Source organism: Caproicibacterium argilliputei, assembly GCF_029211325.2.
GTDB lineage: Bacteria > Bacillota > Clostridia > Oscillospirales > Acutalibacteraceae > Caproicibacterium > Caproicibacterium argilliputei.
Map to the genome: position 1 here is coordinate 1,142,376 of NZ_CP135996.1, position 18,870 is coordinate 1,161,245.

24 protein-coding genes are annotated in these 18,870 nt (G+C 56.6%); 23 read left to right on the forward strand and 1 reads right to left on the reverse strand.

Going from position 1 to position 18,870, the window contains the following annotated elements:
* Position 1: 1 nt before the first annotated feature.
* The 17 genes from PXC00_RS05425 (at position 2) to PXC00_RS05505 (ending at position 11,461) form a co-directional block, all read left to right on the forward strand.
* Positions 2 to 391 (forward strand): SpoIIIAC/SpoIIIAD family protein, encoded by a 390-nt coding sequence (locus PXC00_RS05425; RefSeq protein WP_316935132.1) that lies wholly within the window; start codon positions 2 to 4, stop codon positions 389 to 391.
* An 8-nt stretch (positions 392 to 399) separates the two neighbouring features.
* Positions 400 to 1,722, forward strand: a complete 1,323-nt coding sequence (locus tag PXC00_RS05430) for a stage III sporulation protein AE (protein ID WP_275845604.1) — start codon at positions 400 to 402, stop codon at positions 1,720 to 1,722.
* Entirely contained in the window at positions 1,719 to 2,180 is a 462-nt protein-coding gene (locus tag PXC00_RS05435; protein WP_275845606.1) for a stage III sporulation protein AF, read from the forward strand. The genes PXC00_RS05430 and PXC00_RS05435 overlap by 4 nt, the downstream gene beginning before the upstream one ends.
* Positions 2,173 to 2,748, forward strand: coding sequence for a stage III sporulation protein AG (locus tag PXC00_RS05440; RefSeq protein ID WP_275845608.1), 576 nt, complete (start codon positions 2,173 to 2,175; stop codon positions 2,746 to 2,748). Before PXC00_RS05435 ends, PXC00_RS05440 begins: the two co-directional genes overlap by 8 nt.
* Positions 2,749 to 2,852: 104 nt before the next feature.
* Positions 2,853 to 3,443 carry a SpoIIIAH-like family protein gene (locus PXC00_RS05445; protein ID WP_275845610.1) on the forward strand — a complete coding sequence of 197 codons (591 nt, stop codon included), beginning with the start codon at positions 2,853 to 2,855 and terminating at the stop codon, positions 3,441 to 3,443.
* 143 nt (positions 3,444 to 3,586) lie between these two features.
* On the forward strand, positions 3,587 to 4,027 hold the full coding sequence (gene nusB / locus PXC00_RS05450; RefSeq protein ID WP_275845612.1) for a transcription antitermination factor NusB: 441 nt from the start codon (positions 3,587 to 3,589) through the stop codon (positions 4,025 to 4,027).
* On the forward strand, positions 4,020 to 4,955 hold the full coding sequence (locus tag PXC00_RS05455) for a tRNA (adenosine(37)-N6)-threonylcarbamoyltransferase complex transferase subunit TsaD (RefSeq protein WP_275845613.1): 936 nt from the start codon (positions 4,020 to 4,022) through the stop codon (positions 4,953 to 4,955). The genes nusB and PXC00_RS05455 overlap by 8 nt, the downstream gene beginning before the upstream one ends.
* Complete coding sequence (gene xseA, locus PXC00_RS05460) at positions 4,952 to 6,100, forward strand: exodeoxyribonuclease VII large subunit (protein WP_275845615.1); 1,149 nt, start codon at positions 4,952 to 4,954, stop codon at positions 6,098 to 6,100. The genes PXC00_RS05455 and xseA overlap by 4 nt, the downstream gene beginning before the upstream one ends.
* The gene (gene xseB, locus PXC00_RS05465) at positions 6,093 to 6,305 is read left to right on the forward strand and encodes an exodeoxyribonuclease VII small subunit (protein ID WP_275845616.1); all 213 of its coding nucleotides are present in this window, start codon (positions 6,093 to 6,095) and stop codon (positions 6,303 to 6,305) included. Before xseA ends, xseB begins: the two co-directional genes overlap by 8 nt.
* On the forward strand, positions 6,305 to 6,670 hold the full coding sequence (locus PXC00_RS05470; RefSeq protein ID WP_316935133.1) for a hypothetical protein: 366 nt from the start codon (positions 6,305 to 6,307) through the stop codon (positions 6,668 to 6,670). Before xseB ends, PXC00_RS05470 begins: the two co-directional genes overlap by 1 nt.
* Before the next feature lie 43 nt (positions 6,671 to 6,713).
* Positions 6,714 to 7,613, forward strand: a complete 900-nt coding sequence (locus PXC00_RS05475; RefSeq protein ID WP_275845617.1) for a polyprenyl synthetase family protein — start codon at positions 6,714 to 6,716, stop codon at positions 7,611 to 7,613.
* A 123-nt stretch (positions 7,614 to 7,736) separates the two neighbouring features.
* Entirely contained in the window at positions 7,737 to 8,045 is a 309-nt protein-coding gene (rplU, locus tag PXC00_RS05480) for a 50S ribosomal protein L21 (protein WP_275845619.1), read from the forward strand.
* Positions 8,045 to 8,368: a ribosomal-processing cysteine protease Prp gene (locus tag PXC00_RS05485; RefSeq protein WP_275845620.1), complete on the forward strand. Its 324-nt coding sequence runs from the start codon at positions 8,045 to 8,047 to the stop codon at positions 8,366 to 8,368. Before rplU ends, PXC00_RS05485 begins: the two co-directional genes overlap by 1 nt.
* 3 nt (positions 8,369 to 8,371) lie before the next feature.
* Entirely contained in the window at positions 8,372 to 8,656 is a 285-nt protein-coding gene (gene rpmA / locus PXC00_RS05490) for a 50S ribosomal protein L27 (protein ID WP_275845622.1), read from the forward strand.
* A 172-nt stretch (positions 8,657 to 8,828) separates the two neighbouring features.
* Positions 8,829 to 10,100 carry a GTPase ObgE gene (obgE, locus tag PXC00_RS05495; protein ID WP_275845624.1) on the forward strand — a complete coding sequence of 424 codons (1,272 nt, stop codon included), beginning with the start codon at positions 8,829 to 8,831 and terminating at the stop codon, positions 10,098 to 10,100.
* Between the two features lie 26 nt (positions 10,101 to 10,126).
* On the forward strand, positions 10,127 to 10,531 hold the full coding sequence (locus PXC00_RS05500) for a Mini-ribonuclease 3 (protein ID WP_275845626.1): 405 nt from the start codon (positions 10,127 to 10,129) through the stop codon (positions 10,529 to 10,531).
* A gap of 12 nt (positions 10,532 to 10,543) precedes the next feature.
* A complete protein-coding gene (locus PXC00_RS05505) occupies positions 10,544 to 11,461 on the forward strand; it encodes a YitT family protein (protein ID WP_316935135.1) in 918 nt (305 codons plus the stop codon).
* 91 nt (positions 11,462 to 11,552) lie between these two features.
* Here the strand turns inward: PXC00_RS05505 and PXC00_RS05510 are convergent, their stop codons facing one another.
* On the reverse strand, positions 11,553 to 11,738 hold the full coding sequence (locus PXC00_RS05510) for a hypothetical protein (protein ID WP_275845629.1): 186 nt from the start codon (positions 11,736 to 11,738) through the stop codon (positions 11,553 to 11,555).
* Between the two features lie 67 nt (positions 11,739 to 11,805).
* On the opposite strand from PXC00_RS05510, the gene PXC00_RS05515 reads away from it, so the two are divergent.
* From PXC00_RS05515 to PXC00_RS05540, 6 genes are all read left to right on the forward strand, one after another.
* A complete protein-coding gene (locus PXC00_RS05515; RefSeq protein ID WP_316935137.1) occupies positions 11,806 to 13,143 on the forward strand; it encodes an RsmB/NOP family class I SAM-dependent RNA methyltransferase in 1,338 nt (445 codons plus the stop codon).
* Between the two features lie 145 nt (positions 13,144 to 13,288).
* A complete protein-coding gene (locus PXC00_RS05520) occupies positions 13,289 to 14,359 on the forward strand; it encodes a branched-chain amino acid aminotransferase (protein WP_275845633.1) in 1,071 nt (356 codons plus the stop codon).
* A 64-nt stretch (positions 14,360 to 14,423) separates the two neighbouring features.
* Positions 14,424 to 15,320 (forward strand): RluA family pseudouridine synthase, encoded by an 897-nt coding sequence (locus PXC00_RS05525; RefSeq protein WP_275845635.1) that lies wholly within the window; start codon positions 14,424 to 14,426, stop codon positions 15,318 to 15,320.
* A gap of 55 nt (positions 15,321 to 15,375) precedes the next feature.
* Positions 15,376 to 16,254 (forward strand): hypothetical protein, encoded by an 879-nt coding sequence (locus tag PXC00_RS05530; RefSeq protein WP_275845637.1) that lies wholly within the window; start codon positions 15,376 to 15,378, stop codon positions 16,252 to 16,254.
* A complete protein-coding gene (locus tag PXC00_RS05535) occupies positions 16,251 to 16,709 on the forward strand; it encodes an S-ribosylhomocysteine lyase (RefSeq protein WP_275845639.1) in 459 nt (152 codons plus the stop codon). The genes PXC00_RS05530 and PXC00_RS05535 overlap by 4 nt, the downstream gene beginning before the upstream one ends.
* A 208-nt stretch (positions 16,710 to 16,917) precedes the next feature.
* Positions 16,918 to 18,405 carry a M23 family metallopeptidase gene (locus PXC00_RS05540; RefSeq protein ID WP_316935139.1) on the forward strand — a complete coding sequence of 496 codons (1,488 nt, stop codon included), beginning with the start codon at positions 16,918 to 16,920 and terminating at the stop codon, positions 18,403 to 18,405.
* Positions 18,406 to 18,870 lie beyond the last annotated feature (465 nt).

The following is an 18,870-nucleotide window of genomic DNA, read 5'->3' on the forward strand; positions in this document are numbered from 1 at the left end:
CATGAATGTAGCGGGCATTGCCGGCGCGGCGCTGATTGCCGCGGTGTTTGCCGCGCTGCTGCGCAAAAGCAACGGCGAGTACGCCATGGTGCTGCGCATTGCCGCCGGTGTCCTGATTATTTTGGAGGTTCTGCAGGCGGTTGTGCCCGCCCTGCAGCAGATTTCGGCGCTTTTACAAACTGCCGGCGTCAGTGGGGAGTACACCGGCATCCTTCTGCGCACACTGGGCATTACATTTTTGACGCAGTTTGCGGCGGATGCCTGCCGGGATGCCGGGGAAAGCGCGCTGGCCAGCAAGGTGGAGCTTGCCGGGCGCGTCAGCATTCTGGTGCTGGCGCTGCCGCTGTTCGCAAAGGTTGCTTCCATTGCGTCAGCATTGATTGCAAAGTAGGGGGAAGTATGAAAAAACGCAGACGGCCGGTTTTCCGGCAGCATCGACAGCGAATGTTGCAGACCTGCTTTTGCCGGACACGAAAGCCGCGGCGGTGCAGGCATATTTGCCGGCGGCTCAGCCGAAAGTATTGCGGCGTGCGGCGGCGTGACGGCAGGCTGTCCGCGGTGCTGCGGGCGCTTGCGCTGCTGGTACTGCTGTTGGCGGCAGTTCTGTCGTTTTGTCGTCCGTGTGCCGCAGCGCAGTCTGGTGCTTCCGAGCAGGCGGAGGACTACTATGCGGAGCAGTTTGAAGCAAGCGGCGCCTCCGACCTGCCGGACAAACTGCCGGCGGAAACCCAGCGGCAGCTGGCGGGGCTTGGTGTGGATACGGATAACTTTCAGAGTCTTGGTACGCTTACACCGCAGTCGTTTTTCCGGACAGTGTTTGGAATTGCAGGAACCGAGGGCAGAGGCCCGCTGAAGGCTGCCGGCTTGTGTCTGGGCGTCATCCTGCTGTGTGCGCTGGTCAATTCGATGAAACTTTCCTTTGGCGAGCGCCCGCTCGGCGGTGTGGCGGGCGTGGTGGCGGCCCTGTGCATCTGCATCTGCGTGGTGGAACCGATTATAGAAGTATTGGTGCGCGCGTCCTCTGTTATCAAAGCTGCCTGCGGCTTTACGCTGGCGGCAGTGCCGGTGGCGGCGGCAGTGCTGGCGGCGCTGGGACGCCCGGCGTCCGCCGCTTCCATGCAGATTATGCTGACCACAGCGGGCAATGTGGTACAGGTGCTTTCGGCGTGCGTCTTTACGCCGGGCATGAAGCTGTACATGGCGATGGCGGTGGTGTCTTCGCTTTCTCCGGATGTCAACCTTTCGGGAATCTGCAGATTTTTCGGCAAGGCGGTCAAGTGGCTGCTGGGCCTTTCCATGACCCTCTTTACGGGGCTGCTGGGCGTGCGGCAGCTGGTTTCTACAGGGGCGGACAACATGACCGCGCGGGCTGCGCGCTTTGTGGTCAGCAGTGCGGTACCGGTGGTGGGCAGTGCGCTGAGCGATGCTTTGCACACCGTGGCGGGCTGCGTGGAAATGCTGCGCTCCGGGGTAGGGGCATTTGCGCTGCTGGCGCTGCTGCTTTTGTTCCTGCCGGTTCTGCTCAGTTGCCTGCTGTGGATGCTGACGCTGCGGGCGTGCGCGGCAGTCAGCGAAGTGTTTTCTCTGGAGGAGGTCGATACCATGCTGCGCTCCTGCAGCATGGTGCTGGAAGTTTTAATGGCGGTTTTGCTCTGCTCCATGACAGTGCTTCTGGTTTCCAGCGTGGTGCTGGTGACAATGGGGGGAGGCGGCAGCACATGATCAAGGCGTGGGCTGGCGGACTGTGCGCACTGGCGGTGGCGGCCGCCATGGTGCGCATCCTTGCGCCGGATGGCTCCATGGGAAAAATGCTCAAGCTGATTTTGGGCGCCATGACGCTGTGCGTCATGATCGGCCCGCTGTTGCAAATGGCACCGAATCTTTCTTCGGCGCTGCAGCAGGCGCCGGACACTTCCGTTCCCTCCGGCTTTTCCGCAGTTGTGCAGAATCAGATGCAGGCTGCGGCACGCAAGCAGGCGGAAACCGTGGCAGCGGCACAACTGGCAGACGCAAAAATTTCCTGTCGGGAAATTCATGTGGAAATGGATACTTCCCAGTCTTCCGGCATACGGATTGTCAGGGTGACGGTTTCCCTGCAGGATCAGACGCAGGCGGCCCGCGCCCAAAAACTGCTGGAAGACACGTTCGGCACTGCAGTGGAGGTGAAAATCCGTGGATGAGGAAAAACAGAACCGTGTCCTGCAGAAACTGCTGCACAGCGACACCGGCCGCAAAGCGGTGGTGGCATTCGGGCTGCTCGGCATTCTGCTGATTTTTCTTTCCAGTGTGCTTCCGAGTGGTACGAAAAGCACCGGAAGCACGCAGGCAGCAAGTTCCGCCACGGCACAGACAACGGATGAAGCTTACGCAAAGCAACTGGAGCAGGAACTGACGGAAACCATCGGCAGAATTCGCGGCGCGGGCACTCCGCATGTGCTGGTCACGCTGGAGCAAGGCAGTGCGCAGGTGTATGCCCAGGAGGAAAAACATTCGACACAGCAGCAGGACGGTTCTTCCGGCACCGGTCAGAATGCCGACAGTACGGAAACCGGCTATATCATTGTCAAGGATGCCGATGGAAATGAACACGCTTTGCAGGTGACGCGGCAGCAGCCTAAGGTGCAGGGGGTGGTGGTGACTTGCCCCGGCGCGGAGCAGCCCACAGTGCAGCAGGCCATCCTCAACGCCGTTTCCGTTGCGGCGGGGGTCGACAGCACCAGAGTCTGCGTGGTGGCTTCGGGCGGATAGGGCAAAGTTGTCATGCCCTGCCCGTCCGGTGCATAAACTTGATAGAAAACAGATACGTTCCGGACAAGAAAGAAATTCCGGGAAAGTGAATGGAGGAGTACAGCATGAAATTTCAAAAACGTCAGCTGGTACTGGCAGCACTGGTCGTGGCGCTCGGCGCGGCGGTGTACCTGAACTACCGGTTCGCAGACGGAAACCAGCTGCTGGCGGAAGACGCCGCGGCATCGAAGGAACCGGGACAGACACAATTGGTCAATGCGGGCGAAGCCTCACTGTCCTCTGCCGCAAGCACCGCTTCCTCTGCCGTTTCCGCTGCTTCTTCCGGTACGTCTTCCTGTGACGATTACTTTACCGAAGCGCGCCTGACCCGCCAGAAAGCCCGCGACAGTGCGGCGCAGCTGCTGGAAAAAACCATTTCCAGCGCAAATTCCAGCGATGCTGCCAAAAAAGAGGCGGTGCAGCAGACCGCAACACTTGCGCAGGAGCAGATGAAGGAAAATAATGCGGAAAACATCATCAAAGCCAAGGGCTTTTCCGACTGTGTGGTCTTTCTGCAGAACGGAGAGTGCAGTGTGGTGGTAAAAGAGGGCAGCACCAATATGGAAAACGCCGCGCTGATTGTGAAAGACGCCGTTTCCGGGCAGACAGGCGTGCCTTACGACAAAATCAAAGTGGTCGAGAAGAAAGCATCCTGAAATTCTTGCGCTTTCCGTATTTTCCTTGCGTGCGGCCGGTATTTCGTGGTATACTGTTGCCAGTGGAGTTTGAAAAAAGAACAAAGCAGAACGAGCAATAAAAATCCTCCGCTTCGGAGGATTTTTTATTTTGGAGGTTTTCTATGAAACGACATGACGCACGCAGGCAGGCATTCTTCCTGCTTTTTGAACAGAGTCTGCATGGTGGCACCGTTGCGGAACTGATTGATTATGCAGACGAAGCGGGCTCTTTTCAGGAAGAGGACGAAGAACAGAAGCAGGTGCCGGCTCCAGTGGATGAATTTGCACAGCGGACAGCCTCCGGCGCGGAGGCGCACTGCGCCGAACTGGACGAGATTATCGGTCGGTACGCACGCGGCTGGTCGGTGCGCCGGATTTCCAAGGTGTGCCTGGCACTGCTGCGGCTCGCACTGTATGAAATGAAGTGGGAAGCGGACATTCCGGTCAGCGTTTCCATCAATGAAGCTGTCGAGCTTGCCAAGCAGTACGGCGGCGCGGATGACGCATCCTTCCTGAATGGAATTCTGGGTGCCGCCGCAAAGGAGCTGCAGACAGATGGCTGACATCTTTGCACTGGATACCAGTAACTATACCACCAGCACGGCACTGTTTCGGGACGGCGAAATTTTTCAGCAGAAACAGCTGCTGCCGGTCAGAAAGGGAGAACTGGGTCTGCGGCAGAGCGATGCGGTGTTCCATCATGTGCAGCAGCTGCCGGAACTGACGGAAGCGCTGTTTGCGCAGACCAGCCGCAGTACGCTGCAGGCAGTGGGATGCTCCTCCCGCCCGCGCACGCTGCCCGGCAGCTATATGCCGTGTTTTACGGTTGGCCACGGGGCGGCGCGCCTGCTGGCGGCGGTGCACGGTGTGCCTTTGTACACGTTTTCCCATCAGCAGGGACACATCGCGGCGGCACTTTGGTCCGCGCAGCGGCTGGATTTATTTGAAAAACCGTTTCTTGCCTTTCATGTTTCCGGCGGAACCACCGAAGCGGTCCTGGCAGCGCCGGCTGCGGATGAGCCGTTTCACGTCCGGCTGCTGGCGCAGTCGCTGGACTTAAAAGGTGGACAGGCGGTGGACCGTGTCGGCAGGCTTCTGGGATTACCGTTCCCCGCCGGCCCGGAGTTGGAAAAGCTGGCGGCACAGTCCGATGCTGCGTTTCGCATCCGCCCGTCGATGAAGGGTGCGGACTGTTCTCTTTCCGGAATTGAAAATCAATGCGCACGGCAGAAAGCAGAGGGGGTGCCGCCGCAGGATATTGCGAAATACTGCCTTTGCAGCCTGCTGGCAGCTTTAGACGCGATGGCGGCGGCATTGCTGCGAGAACACCCCGGTTTGCCGCTTGTTTTTGCGGGCGGCGTGATGTCGAACCGGTTTATCCGAACCGCACTGACGGAAAAATACGGCGCCTGTTTTGCAGAGCCTGCTTTTTCTGCGGACAATGCGGCGGGCATTGCTGTGCTGACGGCGCGCAGGGAGGGACTGCTGTGAAACAGAATGCGGTGCTGACGGTCACACAGCTTAACCGGTATGTCAAATCTCTGCTGGAGGGGGACGCGAGGCTCAACTGCGTATATATTACCGGCGAAATCAGCAATTTTACAGACCACTACCGTTCCGGACATTTGTACTTTTCTTTAAAAGATGAAACGTGCGCCGTGAAAGCGGTGATGTTTGCGTCTGCCGCGCGCCGACTGCGGTTTGCACCGGAGAACGGTATGAAGGTTTTGGTGCGCGGCAGGGTTTCCGCATACGAAGTGTCAGGACAGTATCAGCTTTATGCGGAGGAAATGCAGCCGGTCGGTGCGGGTGAGCGTGCGGTTGCGCTGGAGCAGCTGAAAGAAAAATTGCGCAGGGAGGGCTTGTTTGAGCAGGCACGAAAGCGTGCGCTGCCGCAGTTTCCCAAACGAGTGGGCGCCATCACGTCGGCAACCGGTGCGGTGATTCATGATATTCAAAATGTTCTTACGCGGCGGTGGCCGTTGGCGGAGCTGGTGCTGCTGCCGGTCGCGGTGCAGGGGGCGCAGGCGGTGCCGCAGCTTGTGCAGGCACTGCAGACCTTTAACCGGAAGCAGTGCGCGGATGTGCTGATCATCGGCCGCGGCGGCGGCAGCGCCGAGGATTTGTGGGCATTTAATGAGGAACTGGTTGTGCGCGCGGTAGCGGCCTCTCAGATTCCGATTATTTCCGCGGTCGGGCATGAAACGGACGTAACACTGACGGATTTTGCCGCGGATTTGCGCGCGCCGACGCCCAGCGCCGCGGCGGAACTGGCGGTGCCGGATCGGGCGGAACTGATGGAGTCGCTTCTGCAGACGGCGGTACAGCTGCGGCTGGGGGTGGAGCAGCGTCTTAATGACGAGCGTATGCAGCTGGATTTGCTTGCCCAGTCGCTGCAGGAGGGACTGGAAACCCCCGCACAGCTCTGCAGGCAGGAGCTTTCTGTGCTTGCCGGACGACTGGAGGATTTAAGCCCTCTCAAGGTGCTTAAGCGCGGTTACTCCATGGTGACGGACGCGGGCGGCGGCGTTTTAACCAATCCGCACGCGGTTATGGTTGGCGAGCAGGTGCAGGTGCGTATGGACAAAGGGACGCTTTTTTGCACGGTAGACGAAAAGGAGGACCTTCATGAATAAGAAAATGACGTTTGAGCAGGCAATGGACAAGCTTGCGCAGACAGTTACAAAATTGGAAAACGGCAGCGCGCCGCTGGAGGAAACCATGAAGCTGTATCAGGAAGGCACCCAGCTAACTGCATTCTGCTACCAAAAGCTGCAGGAAGCGGAGCTGAAAATGAAAACCATCACTGCTGGCAAGGATGGCGCACCAGAGGAACCGTGATGGAACGAACGGTAAAGTGCCGGAAGCTGGACATGGAAACTTACCCCCCGCAAAGCACACTTCGATTATTTTTGCTCTCTGGCGTATCCGTACGCAGGAATGACGGTCAACGTGGACGCCACGGAACTTTGGACCAAAGCGAAAGCGACGGGGGAGTCGTTTTTTCTGCATTTGCTGTATGCGATCGGAAACGCGGCGAATGCCGTGCCCGCTTTTTGCCGGCGGATTGTGCAGCCTGTGCTGCGCCCGGCGGATTCCAACCCACGCATTACGCGGGGGCGCTGCTGCCGGTTCCTGTTCTGGTGCATCACGCACTGGCGGACAGGCGGCAGATTGCGGATTTTTACGAGGCACTGCAGGCATAAATAGATTTATGAATACAGCGGTTAGACGTTGGAGGAGCGGAACATGGACAAAGTACAGTTTGAAGCGCAGATGAAGCGGTATGCACAGATGACGGAAGCCGCGCTGGTGCGTTTTGTGCCGGAACAGCCGGAACTGCCGGAGCATATCCTTTATGAAGCCATGCGCTACAGCTTGCTTGCGGGTGGCAAGCGGCTGCGACCGGTTCTGGTGTTTGCATTCTGCAGCCTGTGCGGCGGAAACACAGAAACCGCGCTGCCGGCAGCCTGCGCCATTGAGATGGTGCATACCTATTCGCTGATCCACGATGACCTGCCCTGTATGGATAACGACGACCTGCGCCGCGGCAGGCCTTCCAGTCATAAGCAATTTGGGGAGGCAAATGCGCTTTTGGCGGGGGACGCACTGCTGACCAAAGCGTTTGAAACGGTGCTGGCGTGCCGGGAGGCAGGGGCGCAGGAGAGCCGAACGCTGCAGGCGGCGGCGATTCTTGCGCGCGCGGCGGGTGACCACGGCATGGTGGCGGGGCAGGTGCTGGATCTGCTCAACGAAAACCGCGCCATCACCGCGGAGGAGCTGATTGACCTTGATGCAAAAAAAACGGGCGCAATGATTCGTGCGTCTGCAGCCATGGGCTGTGTGCTGGCAGGCGCCGCCGCCGAGCAGAAATGCGCTGCGGATGCGTATGCCAAAGCGCTCGGTCTGGCGTTTCAGATTCAGGACGACCTGCTGGATGTTGCGGGGGACGCGGCGCTGCTTGGCAAACCGACCGGCAGTGATGCGCAGAACGACAAGCGGACGTATGTGGCGCTGCTGGGGCTGGAAGCTTCGCGGCGCGCCGTGGCGGATTTGACTGACCAGGCAAAAAAAGCTCTGGCGCCGTTTGGCGGCAAAGCGGCGTTTTTGTGTATGCTGGCAGACCGCATGGCTGCGCGGGAAAGCTGATGGGATGTGCTTGACAAACTGAGCATCCGGTGTTAAAATAATCTAGCCGCTTATTTTGGGTTGAAGTGAGTCTTTTGGGCTCCGCCTACGATAGCGAGTCTACAGAAAGCAGGTTTTCTTTTTATGTATGCAATTATTGAAACCGGCGGCAAGCAGTACAAAGTAGAGAAAGATGACGTTATCTTTGTGGAAAAGCTTGCGACGGACGAAAACAGTACCGTTGACTTTAAGGTCATCGCCGTTGGCGGCGACAAGGGACTGAAGGTTGGCACACCTTATGTGGAGGGTGCTTCCGTAACCGGCAAAGTGCTGAAAAACGGTAAGTCCAAGAAGATTAACATCTGGACTTACAAGCCGAAAAAGGGTGAATCCCGCAAGATGGGTCACCGCCAGCCGTACACGAAAGTACAGATTGAGGCTGTTAACGCCTGATGATTCAATGCAGGTTTCTTTCAGATTCCACGACAGGGCAGTGTGTCGGCTTTGCGTTTTCCGGTCATGCCGGCAGCCGTGAGGCAGGCAGAAACGTGGTGTGTGCCGCCGTTTCTTCCGCCGCTTATCTGACGGCAAATGCGCTGACAGATGTTTTGCACAGCAAAGCGGAGATTACCGAACAGGACGGGGTTCTGCACTTGCGGGTGCCGCCTGCGGACGAGCCGAAGTGCCGCCCTTTCCTGCAGGCGCTGAAACTGCACATTGAGAATTTGGAAGAACAGTATCCGAAGTATATCAACATGAGTGATAAAGAGGTGTAAAAAATGCTGAAAGTTAATATTCAGTTATTTGCTCATAAAAAAGGTATGGGTTCCACAAAGAACGGCCGTGATTCCGAGTCGAAGCGCCTTGGCGTGAAGCGTGCGGACGGTCAGTTCGTGCTGGCCGGCAACATCCTGGTCAAACAGCGCGGTACCCACATTCATCCCGGCGAGAACGTGGGCATCGGTTCCGATGACACGCTGTATGCAAAGGTGAACGGTAAAGTCAAATTTGAGCGCCTGGGCGCAGATCGTAAAAAAGTCAGCGTTTACGCAGCAGAACAGTAAATCAGCAAAGCAGAATCCCAGGCGATGCAGCCTGGGATTTTTGCTGTTTTCAGGGCAGAATAATAGCAAACGGCGAAATGCGCAGAGTTTGCCGTTTGCTGATAAACCAGAGGGTACAGCAGTGCACCCGCAGAACACGCGGGCGCGCGTACCGCGCCGACAGGAGTAAATTATGTTTATAGACAGTGCGAAAATTCATGTGCAAGCAGGCAGCGGCGGTGCGGGTGCCGTTTCGTTCCGGCGGGAAAAATATGTCGCGGCGGGCGGCCCAGACGGCGGCGACGGCGGCCGCGGCGGCAGCGTCGTGTTTTTGGCGGACGATAACCTTTCTACTCTGAGCGATTACCGCTACCGCCGGAAATTTGTCGCGAAAAACGGAGAGGATGGCCGCGGGAAAAGATGTTCCGGAAAAAAAGGCGAAGACCTGGTTCTGCGCGTGCCGCGCGGCACACTGGTAAAGGATGCAGCAACCGGCCGCTTGCTGGCGGATATTTCCGGTGATGAGCCGCAGACGGTGCTGCAGGGCGGCCGCGGCGGCTGGGGCAATGTGCATTTTGCAACGCCGACGCGGCAGGTGCCGCGCTTTGCCAAACCCGGCACGCCCGGTATGGAACTGGACGTGCAACTGGAACTGAAGCTGCTGGCGGATGTTGGGTTGGTCGGGTTTCCGAATGTGGGCAAAAGCACTCTGGTCAGCGTGGTCAGCGAAGCGCGACCTAACATTGCCAATTACCACTTCACAACTCTGACACCGGTGCTCGGCGTGGTGCATCTTTCCGAAGGGCGTTCCTTTGTCATGGCAGACATTCCCGGTTTGGTAGAGGGCGCTTGGCAGGGAGTGGGGCTGGGACATCAATTCCTGCGCCATGTGGAGCGCTGCCGGCTGCTGCTGCACATTGTAGATGTTTCCGGCAGCGAGGGCCGCGACCCAAAGGAGGACTTCCAGATCATCAATGCGGAACTGCGCAAATTTAATCCGGAGCTTGCTGAGCGGCCGATGCTGGTGGCAGGCAACAAATGCGACTTGACGGACGAAGCGCACGTGGAAGCGTTCCGTAAGTTTGTGGAGGAGCAGGGATACCTTTTCTATCCCATCATGGCGCCCATCCGCGAGGGCGTGGACCCGCTGCTGAATAAAATTACGGAAGAACTCAGCAAACTGCCGCCGATTCGCAGCTATGAGCCGGAGCCTGCTCCCCTGCCGAAGCCGGAAGAAATTTCGCGCGGCGAGGTGCGGATTACGCGGGAAGACGGCATTTTTGTGGTGGAAGCTCCGTGGCTGCTGCAGGTGATGCAGTCGGTGAATTTTGACGATTACGAATCCCTTCAGTACTTTCAGCGCGTGCTGCTGGAAACCGGTGTGGACGCGCGCCTGCAGGAAGCCGGCGTGCAGGACGGCGATACCGTTTCGATTTACGATGTGCAGTTTGATTATATTGCATAAGAATTTTTTTGACATAGAGGTGCGCCATGGAACGTTTTTTAGAGAAGCCCTGTGACCCCAAAACGCTCAGCCCGCTGACCCTTGCCTTTGTCGGGGACTGCGTCTTTGAGCTTTTTGTGCGGGAAAAGCTGGTGTGTGATGCCAACCAGCCGGTTAAGGCGCTGCACAGGCAGTCGGTGCAGCGTGTCTGCTGTACCGCACAGGCGGCGGACTGCGCGGTTCTGCAGCCCCTGTTGACACAGGAAGAAATCGATGTGCTGCACCGCGGCCGCAACGCACATACCAACCATTTGCCCAAAAATGCATCGGTTGCGGCGTATCATGCGGCGACCGGCTTGGAGTGTTTGTTTGGCTATTTGTATCTGCAGGGAAAGCTAGAGCGCCTGCGCGCTCTGTTTCAGGTTCTGGATTCGGAGCAGGCACAAGCATGAGAGGTGAGAAATTTGTCGGGAAAACAGGAAAGTACAGCAAAAAGAATCTTCATTGACCTTTTGATTTATGTAGCGAGCGGCTGTATTTTTGCCGTGGCCATCAATGTTTTCACCGCTCCCAACAAAATTGCGCCGGGCGGCGTGACAGGCCTTTCCACGGTCATTAACTACGTTAGCGGGCTGCCCATCGGCGCGGTTTCCTTTGTCATCAATATCCCGATTTTTATCTGGGCGTTTTTTGAGATTGGATACAAACTGGTTACGAAAACCATTGTGGCTGCGCTGATTTCGTCTGTTTCCATTGACTGGCTCAGTGCGTTTCTGCCGGCTTACCACGGTGACCCGATGCTGGCGGCACTTTTCGGTGGTTTGCTGGAGGGCATCAGCCTGGCGCTGGTTTTCATGCGCGGCTCCACCACAGGCGGCACCGATATGATTGCGCGGGTGCTGAAGCGCCACTTCCGGCACTTGAGTACCGGCCGGCTGATGATGTCGGTGGATGTGCTGGTGGTTCTGGCTTCCGCCGTAGTTTACCGCCGGGTGGAAAGCGCGCTGTACGCGGTCATTTATCTGTTTGTTTCCACGCGGGTGATTGACGCGATTCTTTATGGTGCGGATTCCGGCACTGGCAAAGTGCTGTGGATTGTGACGCGGGTTCCGGATCGGATTGCCAGCCGAATTTTAAATGAAGTCGACCGCGGGGTAACGGCCATGCATTCCAAGGGGATGTACAGCGGGCGTGAGGGCGAAGTCCTGATGTGCGCCGTGAGCCGCTCTGAGGTTTACCAGGTGATGGATCTGGTAAAAGCGGAAGACAGCAATGCCTTTATGGTGGTCGGCGATGCCGGGGAGATTCGCGGAGAGGGCTTCCGCAGTTCTGTACCTGCAGATAAAACCCTGCCGCAGCTGCTTGCGGAACGAAAAAAGTAAGCTGGCTGTTTCTCTGAAAATAAGCAGGGACCGGGCCGCTCTGCAGGAAACTGCAGGGCCGCCCGATCCCTTTTTTCAGCTTAGCACAGTGTTAGCCTTCGTATTTAGAAGTGGTGCGATTCTGTGCATTCTGCGTTTTTTTATTCTGCGCGTTCTGTGCTTTTTTGTTCTGCGCTTCCTGCTCTTTCTTGTTCTGGCTCTGGCTGTTTACAGAGTTGTTGCAGTTCTGCGTGGAGCTTTCGTATTTGCTGGTAGTAGAAGATTTCTGGTTATCCAAAATGCTCACCTCCTTACGTGGGTAGTATGACACAAGGTGCAAAAAATATACGAAATGAGGGTTTGCTTTGTCTTTGCCAATTTTGTTTTTTGAAAGGATGCAGCAGCAGCTGGGCGGGCAGGCAGCGGCGTTTTTTTCCTGCTACGACCGTCCGGCGCTGCGCGGACTGCGGCTGAACCCGCTGAAGTGCAGCAAAGAAATTTTGGCAGCGGCGCTGCCGTTTCCGCTGGAACCCGCGCCGTTTTCGCCGTTTTCGTATTATGCGCCGGAGTCCTTTCGACCGGGCCGTGAGCCGCTGCACCATGCCGGTGCGTTTTATATGCAGGAGCCGAGCGCGGCGGCGGCGGTGACGGCGCTGCGTCCGCAGCCGGGGGAGCGAATTTTAGACCTCTGCGCGGCGCCGGGCGGCAAAAGCACGCAGATTGCGGGCTTGCTTGCCGGAAAAGGCTTGCTTTGGAGCAATGAGTTGGTGCGCAGCCGGGCAAAAATCCTGCTTTCCAATATGGAGCGGCTTGGCGTGCGCAACGCGGTGGTTAGTTCCTGTGCGCCGGAAGTGCTTTGTACAGCGCTGGCAGGCTTCTTTGACCGCGTTCTGGTGGATGCGCCCTGCTCGGGAGAGGGAATGTTCCGGCGGGATGAAACGGCAGTGCAGGAATGGTCGCCGGAACACGTGGACGCCTGTGCGGTGCGGCAGCAGGCAATTTTGGAAAGTGCCCGGCAGGCGGTACGTCCCGGCGGTGTGCTGACCTACTCCACCTGCACCTTTTCTCCGCAGGAAAACGAAGGTGTCGTTACAGAATTTTTAAAACGGCACGCGGATTTTACGCTTGCGGACTGCGGTTTACAGGGCGGCAGACCCGCTTTGGAAAAAGCCCGCCGGATTTACCCGATGGATGGCGGGGAGGGGCACTTTGTGGCGGTGATGCGCCGCGACGGGGATGCGCCGCGACTGCCCGCGGCAGGCCGCTTTTCCGAATCGCTTGCGGCGAAGGAACTGCTTGGGCAGCTTTTTGCGGCGCTGCCGGAGGGGATTCCCACGCAGTTTGGGGACAAGCTGTATTTGCTTCCGCAGGGGCTGCCGCCGCTGCAGGGGCTGGGTGTTTTGCGCGCCGGTGTTTTGTTGGGCGAGGAAAAGCCGGTGCACCGCAAGGGGGCGCTGCCACGGCTGGAACCGGCGCACGCGGCTTTTCTGGCAGCAGAGCCGCGGCAGCTCCTGCAGTGCGTGGCGCTTGAGCGGGAGGACGCCCGTGTGCAGGCATTTTTGCACGGCGAAGAAATCGAAGTCCCGCAGGAGTACCGCGGATACTGTGGCGTTTCGGTGAGCGGTGTGACGGTCGGCTTTGGCAAAGCGGGCGGCGGCCGCTTCAAGAATCACTATCCCAAAGGTCTGCGGATGCTGGGCTGAACGCACAGAAAAAGGCAGCAAACTGTAACACGCTTTACATTTTTCCGTTTTTTTCTGTGCCATAATGAAAACAAAGCAAATGACTTGTCAGAATATTGTTTGCGTGCTAAAATAGAAAGCAATCAAGAGAAAGAGGGCATTTTCAATGCAGGAAATCCGCTATGAACTGACAAAAACGCCAAAGAAAAAGCCGGCACCGGGCGACTCGCTGCCGTTTGGCACCATCTTTACAGACCATATGTTTGTAATGGATTATACGGAAGGTACGGGTTGGCACGACCCACGCATTGTTCCGTATGCGCCGCTGCAGCTTGACCCGGCTGCCATGGTTCTGCATTATGCACAGGAGTCTTTTGAAGGAATGAAGGCATATCGCACGCCGGACGGTTCCATTCAGCTGTTCCGTCCCGAAAAGAACGCAGCGCGCTTTCAGTCTACCCATGAGCGTATGTGTATGCCGGTTGTGCCGGAGCAGGACTTTGTCGAGGCCATCAAGGCGCTGGTCAAGGTGGAAAAGGACTGGGTGCCAACTCTGCCGGGCGAGTCCCTGTACATTCGTCCGTTCTGCATTGCAACGGAAGCACACCTGGGTGTTAAGCCCTCTGAAACTTATCAGTTTATCATCATCTGCTGCCCGGTGGCGGCTTACTACAAGACTGGCCTGAATCCGGTGAAAATTTACGTGGAGGACAAGTATGTCCGCGCAACACCCGGTGGAACCGGCTACATCAAGTGCGGCGGCAACTATGCGGCATCCTTGATTTCACAGGAAACTGCTGAAAAACTCGGCTACAGCCAGACACTTTGGCTGGACGGTGTGGAGCGCAAGTATGTGGAGGAAGTCGGTTCCATGAACTGCTTCTTTAAAATTGACGGTACGGTTTACACAGCGCCAACCGTGGGCACGGTGCTGCCCGGCATTACCCGGATGTCTTGCATCGAATTGCTGAAAAAGTGGGGATACACCGTTTCCGTTGACCGTCTGCCGATTGCGGATGTCATGAAGGCCGGCAAAGCAGGCAAACTGGAAGAAGTTTTTGGCACCGGTACGGCGGCGGTCATTTCGCCGGTTGGTGAGCTGCGCTACGAAGGGGAGGTTGCGCGGATTAACGGCGGCAAGACCGGCGCGCTGACTCAGAAGCTGTATGATACGCTTACGGGAATCCAGTGGGGCAAACTGCCGGATGACATGGGCTGGACCACCAAGGTCTGCTGAAACGGATTTTAAAAAATACCAATGCCACTCTGCGGTGCGGAGTGGCATTTTTTACGGAGGAAGTATGCGGGAATTATCCTTTACGGTGCCGGAGCGGTACGAAGGTGTCAGCGTGCGTGGCTTTCTGCGCGGACCGTGTGGCGTGTCTGCACGTCTGTTGGCACAGTGCAAGCGCGTGGAGCAGGGCATTTGCGTTGCGGGGGAGCAAAAGATTGCCACGGATAAGCTGCACGCCGGCGAGGTAGTTGTCCTGCGCTTACCGCAGGAACAGGAGGGGCTGCCGGTGCATCCCAACGGCGCGGCGCCGCTTGCGGTGCTGTATGAGGATGCTTCGGTTCTGGCGGTGAACAAACCCGCCGGCATGATTCTGTATGCGCGGGCAGGACAGATGACCGGTACCTTGCGGGATGTTGCGTTGACCTATCTGGAAGCCCGTGGGGAAATGCCGGTGTTCCATCCGCTTTACCGGCTGGATCGTGACACCACCGGCCTTGTACTGCTGGCGAAAGACCGCTACAGCGCGTCGGCTGTACCGCCAACAGTGCAGAAAGTGTATTGGGCGGTCTGTGAAGGAACGCTCTCCGGCAGTGGCACGATTGAAAAACCAATTGGCCTGCAGGCAGGCAGTAAGGTACGCCAGTGCGTGTGCGCAGAGGGGCGGCCGTCGGTGACGCACTGGCAGGCGGCCGCGGCCGGGCAGGGGCACACGCTGGTGCGGTGTGTGCTTGACACCGGACGCACCCACCAGATTCGCGTGCATATGGCTTCCATCGGACACCCGCTTGCCGGGGATGATTTTTATGGCGGCAACCGGGCGCTCATCGACCGACAGGCGCTGCATTGCGCTTCGGCGCGGTTTGTTTCGCCTGCCGCAGGCGAGCAGAACGTTCGTGCGCCGCTTCCAGCGGATTATCATGCGCTGCTGTGCCGCCTGCAGCTTTCTGCGCCGGAGCTGGAGTAGCATTTTTTTGGGAATTGTGCTACAATACGCTTGAATTCGAAAAGGAGGCGGTCAGATGCCGGCGCCCATTGTTCACTATCTGTTTGCAAAACGCGTACAGGAGGAACTGTGCAAAAAAGGAGTTCTTGTTCCAAGCGAGGCTGCTTTTCTTTGGGGTGCGCAGGGCACTGCTCTGTTGACTAACCTGCGGAACAGCGGCCTGACGGCGGCTGCGCAGCAGCTTAGCGGTCAGCCACCGGCTGTATGGGACAGTCTGCTGCATGACTGCTGTGGAATGGTCCAGCGGGAAAACGGTCTTTCCTGTGCAGAAGGGCTTCTGTGCAGTTCGGCTTTGGAGCAGGCGGCGACTCCGTATATCTCCTGGTGCGCTGCGCAGATGGCCGCACGCGACCGGTCGCAGCCGGCGGAAATCTGGAAAAACGAAGAGGAATCCGCGCTTGACTGTATTCTGCTTCGCTATGAATGCGGTGCCCTGCCAACGGATTTTTCCCTGCTGCAGGCGTTGCCGAAATCCGGCACGGTGCAGAGCGATTTGGCGGAGCTGTTTGCATATCTTCTGGAAAAGGGCGTCGGATTGCCGTATGCGCAGGAACTTTGTCTGCAGGCACTGGAAGAAAGTCGTCGGCTGTATCGCCGCCTGACGGACAGCACAGGGCTGAAGCGCATTTTTTATCTGCGGCGTGAACATGACAAGCCGCATACATGGTCCAGTCGGATGCGCAGCTTTACTGAAGATGCCAGCTTTGATTATGCAAATTTGTCAGGGGCTGCATGGGGCACTGGAGAAAATCCAGACAGCCGCACGTTTTTGCAGCTCTATGACGAAACCGCTGCGCGGGCAGTGCAGCGGGTAACGGCATGGAAACAGGAACAGGACGCGCGGATAACGCGCACTCAATCTCATTGTAAAGAAAAAGGAGAGCATCAAATATGAAGCAAATCGCAAGCTTTTGCGTTGACCACAATCTGCTGACGCCCGGAATTTATACGTCCCGTGTGGACGGAGACATCACGACCTATGACATTCGTATGCGCACACCAAACAAGCCGCCGTTTTTAGAGCAGGCGGCGATGCACACGATTGAGCATCTTTTTGCAACGGCGGCTCGCAACGGACGCTTCGCGCAGCAGATTATTTATTTTGGCCCCATGGGCTGCCGCACGGGCTTTTACCTGCTGGTTCGGGATCTTTCTCCGGCGAATTCGATTGTGTTGATTCAGGAAACTTTTCGGCAGATTGCAGACTGGCAGGGCGAAATTCCGGGAGCAAAAGCAGCGGAATGCGGAAACTATTTGGAGCATGACCTTGCAGGCGCGGTGCGGGAAGCCAAGCAATTTCTGCCGGTGATTTCGCATTGGTGTGTTTCTGATTTGGTTTATAAATCGTAACAACTTTGCAATCTTTATTTTTAAAAAATGGCTGCTTCTTAAAAAAATCTAACGAGATGCAGTGAATTTGCCTGTACAGATTTTTAAAAGCAGAGGATTCTTGTACTTTCTGTCGATGAAAAAAGGTTGCATTTTTGTAACTATTGGCTTATAATGATATCCGTGATGAATACATCCAAACAGAAATCTTGCAGAAGGGATATCTTATATGGAGTCAGAAAATCAGAATGCAGAAAGTCAGCAGACGCGGCAGGAAAGAAACAGAAGATGTGCTCTTTTGCTGCACTTTGCAAAAAAATCGATTCTGCCGGTGCTGGCTATGTTGGTTGTAGCGGGGTCTTCGTACACAGCGCACGCATGGTCGGCAGAGGTTCATCATGCACAACTGCAGCCGCATATGGCTGCGTCTGCCACAGCACAGACTGTGCGAAAGGCCGCCCTGCGCTTTGCTTTATCAGATGGGCCGGTGTCTGTGCGCACCAGCGCAACCGAACTGCTGCTTGCGGAAAACGCTCCGGCGGTGAAGCAGCAGGCAGTTGGTCTTTATGTGGATGATAATTTTATTGGCGCGGTTTATGACGAGGATAAACTACGGCAAATGCTTCTCAATGTACTGAATAACGCAAAAACTGCGACACATGGTACGGATGCCGCCTTTCTGAACCGGATTGCCATTGTACCGGGGCAGTATGAGCAGACAGCGGTTGTGACCGATGATGCGATGATGGTTCTGCTTTCCGGCAACCGCCGCCAAACCAAAACCTATACGGTTTTGCGCGGCGATACGGTGGCTTCCATTGCGAAAAAGAACAACCTTTCGGAAGCTGCGCTTGCGCAGGCGAACCAGGGGCTGAATCTGCAGAGCCTGCACGCGGGCGATGTGATTCAGTTGGAACTGCCGCAGAAGGTACTGTCGGTACAAACCACACGGACGGAGTCGAAAACAACGTCGGTGGCGTTTGCACAGCAGACGGTTCTTTCCGAGGATTTGTACGATGACCAAACGGTGGTCAAGACCAAAGGGGAAACCGGGCTGAAAACCACCACATATGAAGTGACGTGTGTAAACGGTCAGGAAACCGCCAGGCGTACCTTGCAGGAGAAGCAGAATCGCGCGCCGGTCACGCAGGTGTCGGTCAAGGGAACCAAAACGCGTGCGAGCGCAGCGGGTACGGCCACTGGTTATTTTTTGTGGCCGACGCCGACGCTGACGAGCATTACGTCCGGTTATGGCGCGCGGTGGGGCTCTTTCCACTATGGGCTGGATCTTTCCGGCGCGAATGCGACAGGGCAGCCAATTTATGCTGCGGATGGCGGTACCGTGGTGACTGCCGGTTTCGATGCCGGTGGTTACGGCAATTATGTGGTTATTGACCATGGAAACGGTTTTGAAAGCATTTACGGTCATGCCAGCAAATTACTGGTTTCGCAAGGAGAAAAAGTAGCGCAGGGTCAGCTGATTGCACTGGTGGGCAGTACCGGGCGTTCAACCGGTGCGCACTGCCACTTTGAAGTACACAAAAACGGTGCAAAAATGAACCCAACCGGTCTGATTTCCACAGATTCCTCAAAGTTGGTTTCTTATACTGGAGAAGCACTGGACACAGCGCAGGTGCAGGCAATGGTGCGCGCGGCCAAAGTCAGCAGCCAGTCGAGTTTAAACGCCTACCAGAAAAGCAGTGCCGTCAAACAGTGAATCTGCAACGGGTGCAGCCATATTGAAAACGGTGAAGTGCGGCGGTTCGTCTGCTTCTTGCGGACGGCCACTGCATTTTTTGTATCATTGACGCTGAAAAAACTGGTAAAAATTTTAGAACTGGCAGCAGTGCTTTTCCAGCTTGCAAAAGCGGTGCGGTGTTTTGCGTCTACGGCCAGTTTGAGCGGCGTTTCGGCGCCACTGCGGCAGTTTTTGCGGCGGCAGTGCTCTGTGGGCTGTTTTCAGTTGACAAGCGGCTGTTCTTGCTGTATTATCATTAAGATGTATTTACATAATTGCGAATGAAAAGCACCGTAAAAACTGCTCGGTTTCTCACAAAGCAGTGAAATGTCGGCAGTTTGCATTTCCCTTTTGCGGTGCAACACATAAACGGAAAATATCTGGAGAAAAGTGGTAGACAATTCTGCTCAATATTTTACATATTTGAGCCATACTACTTTTGTC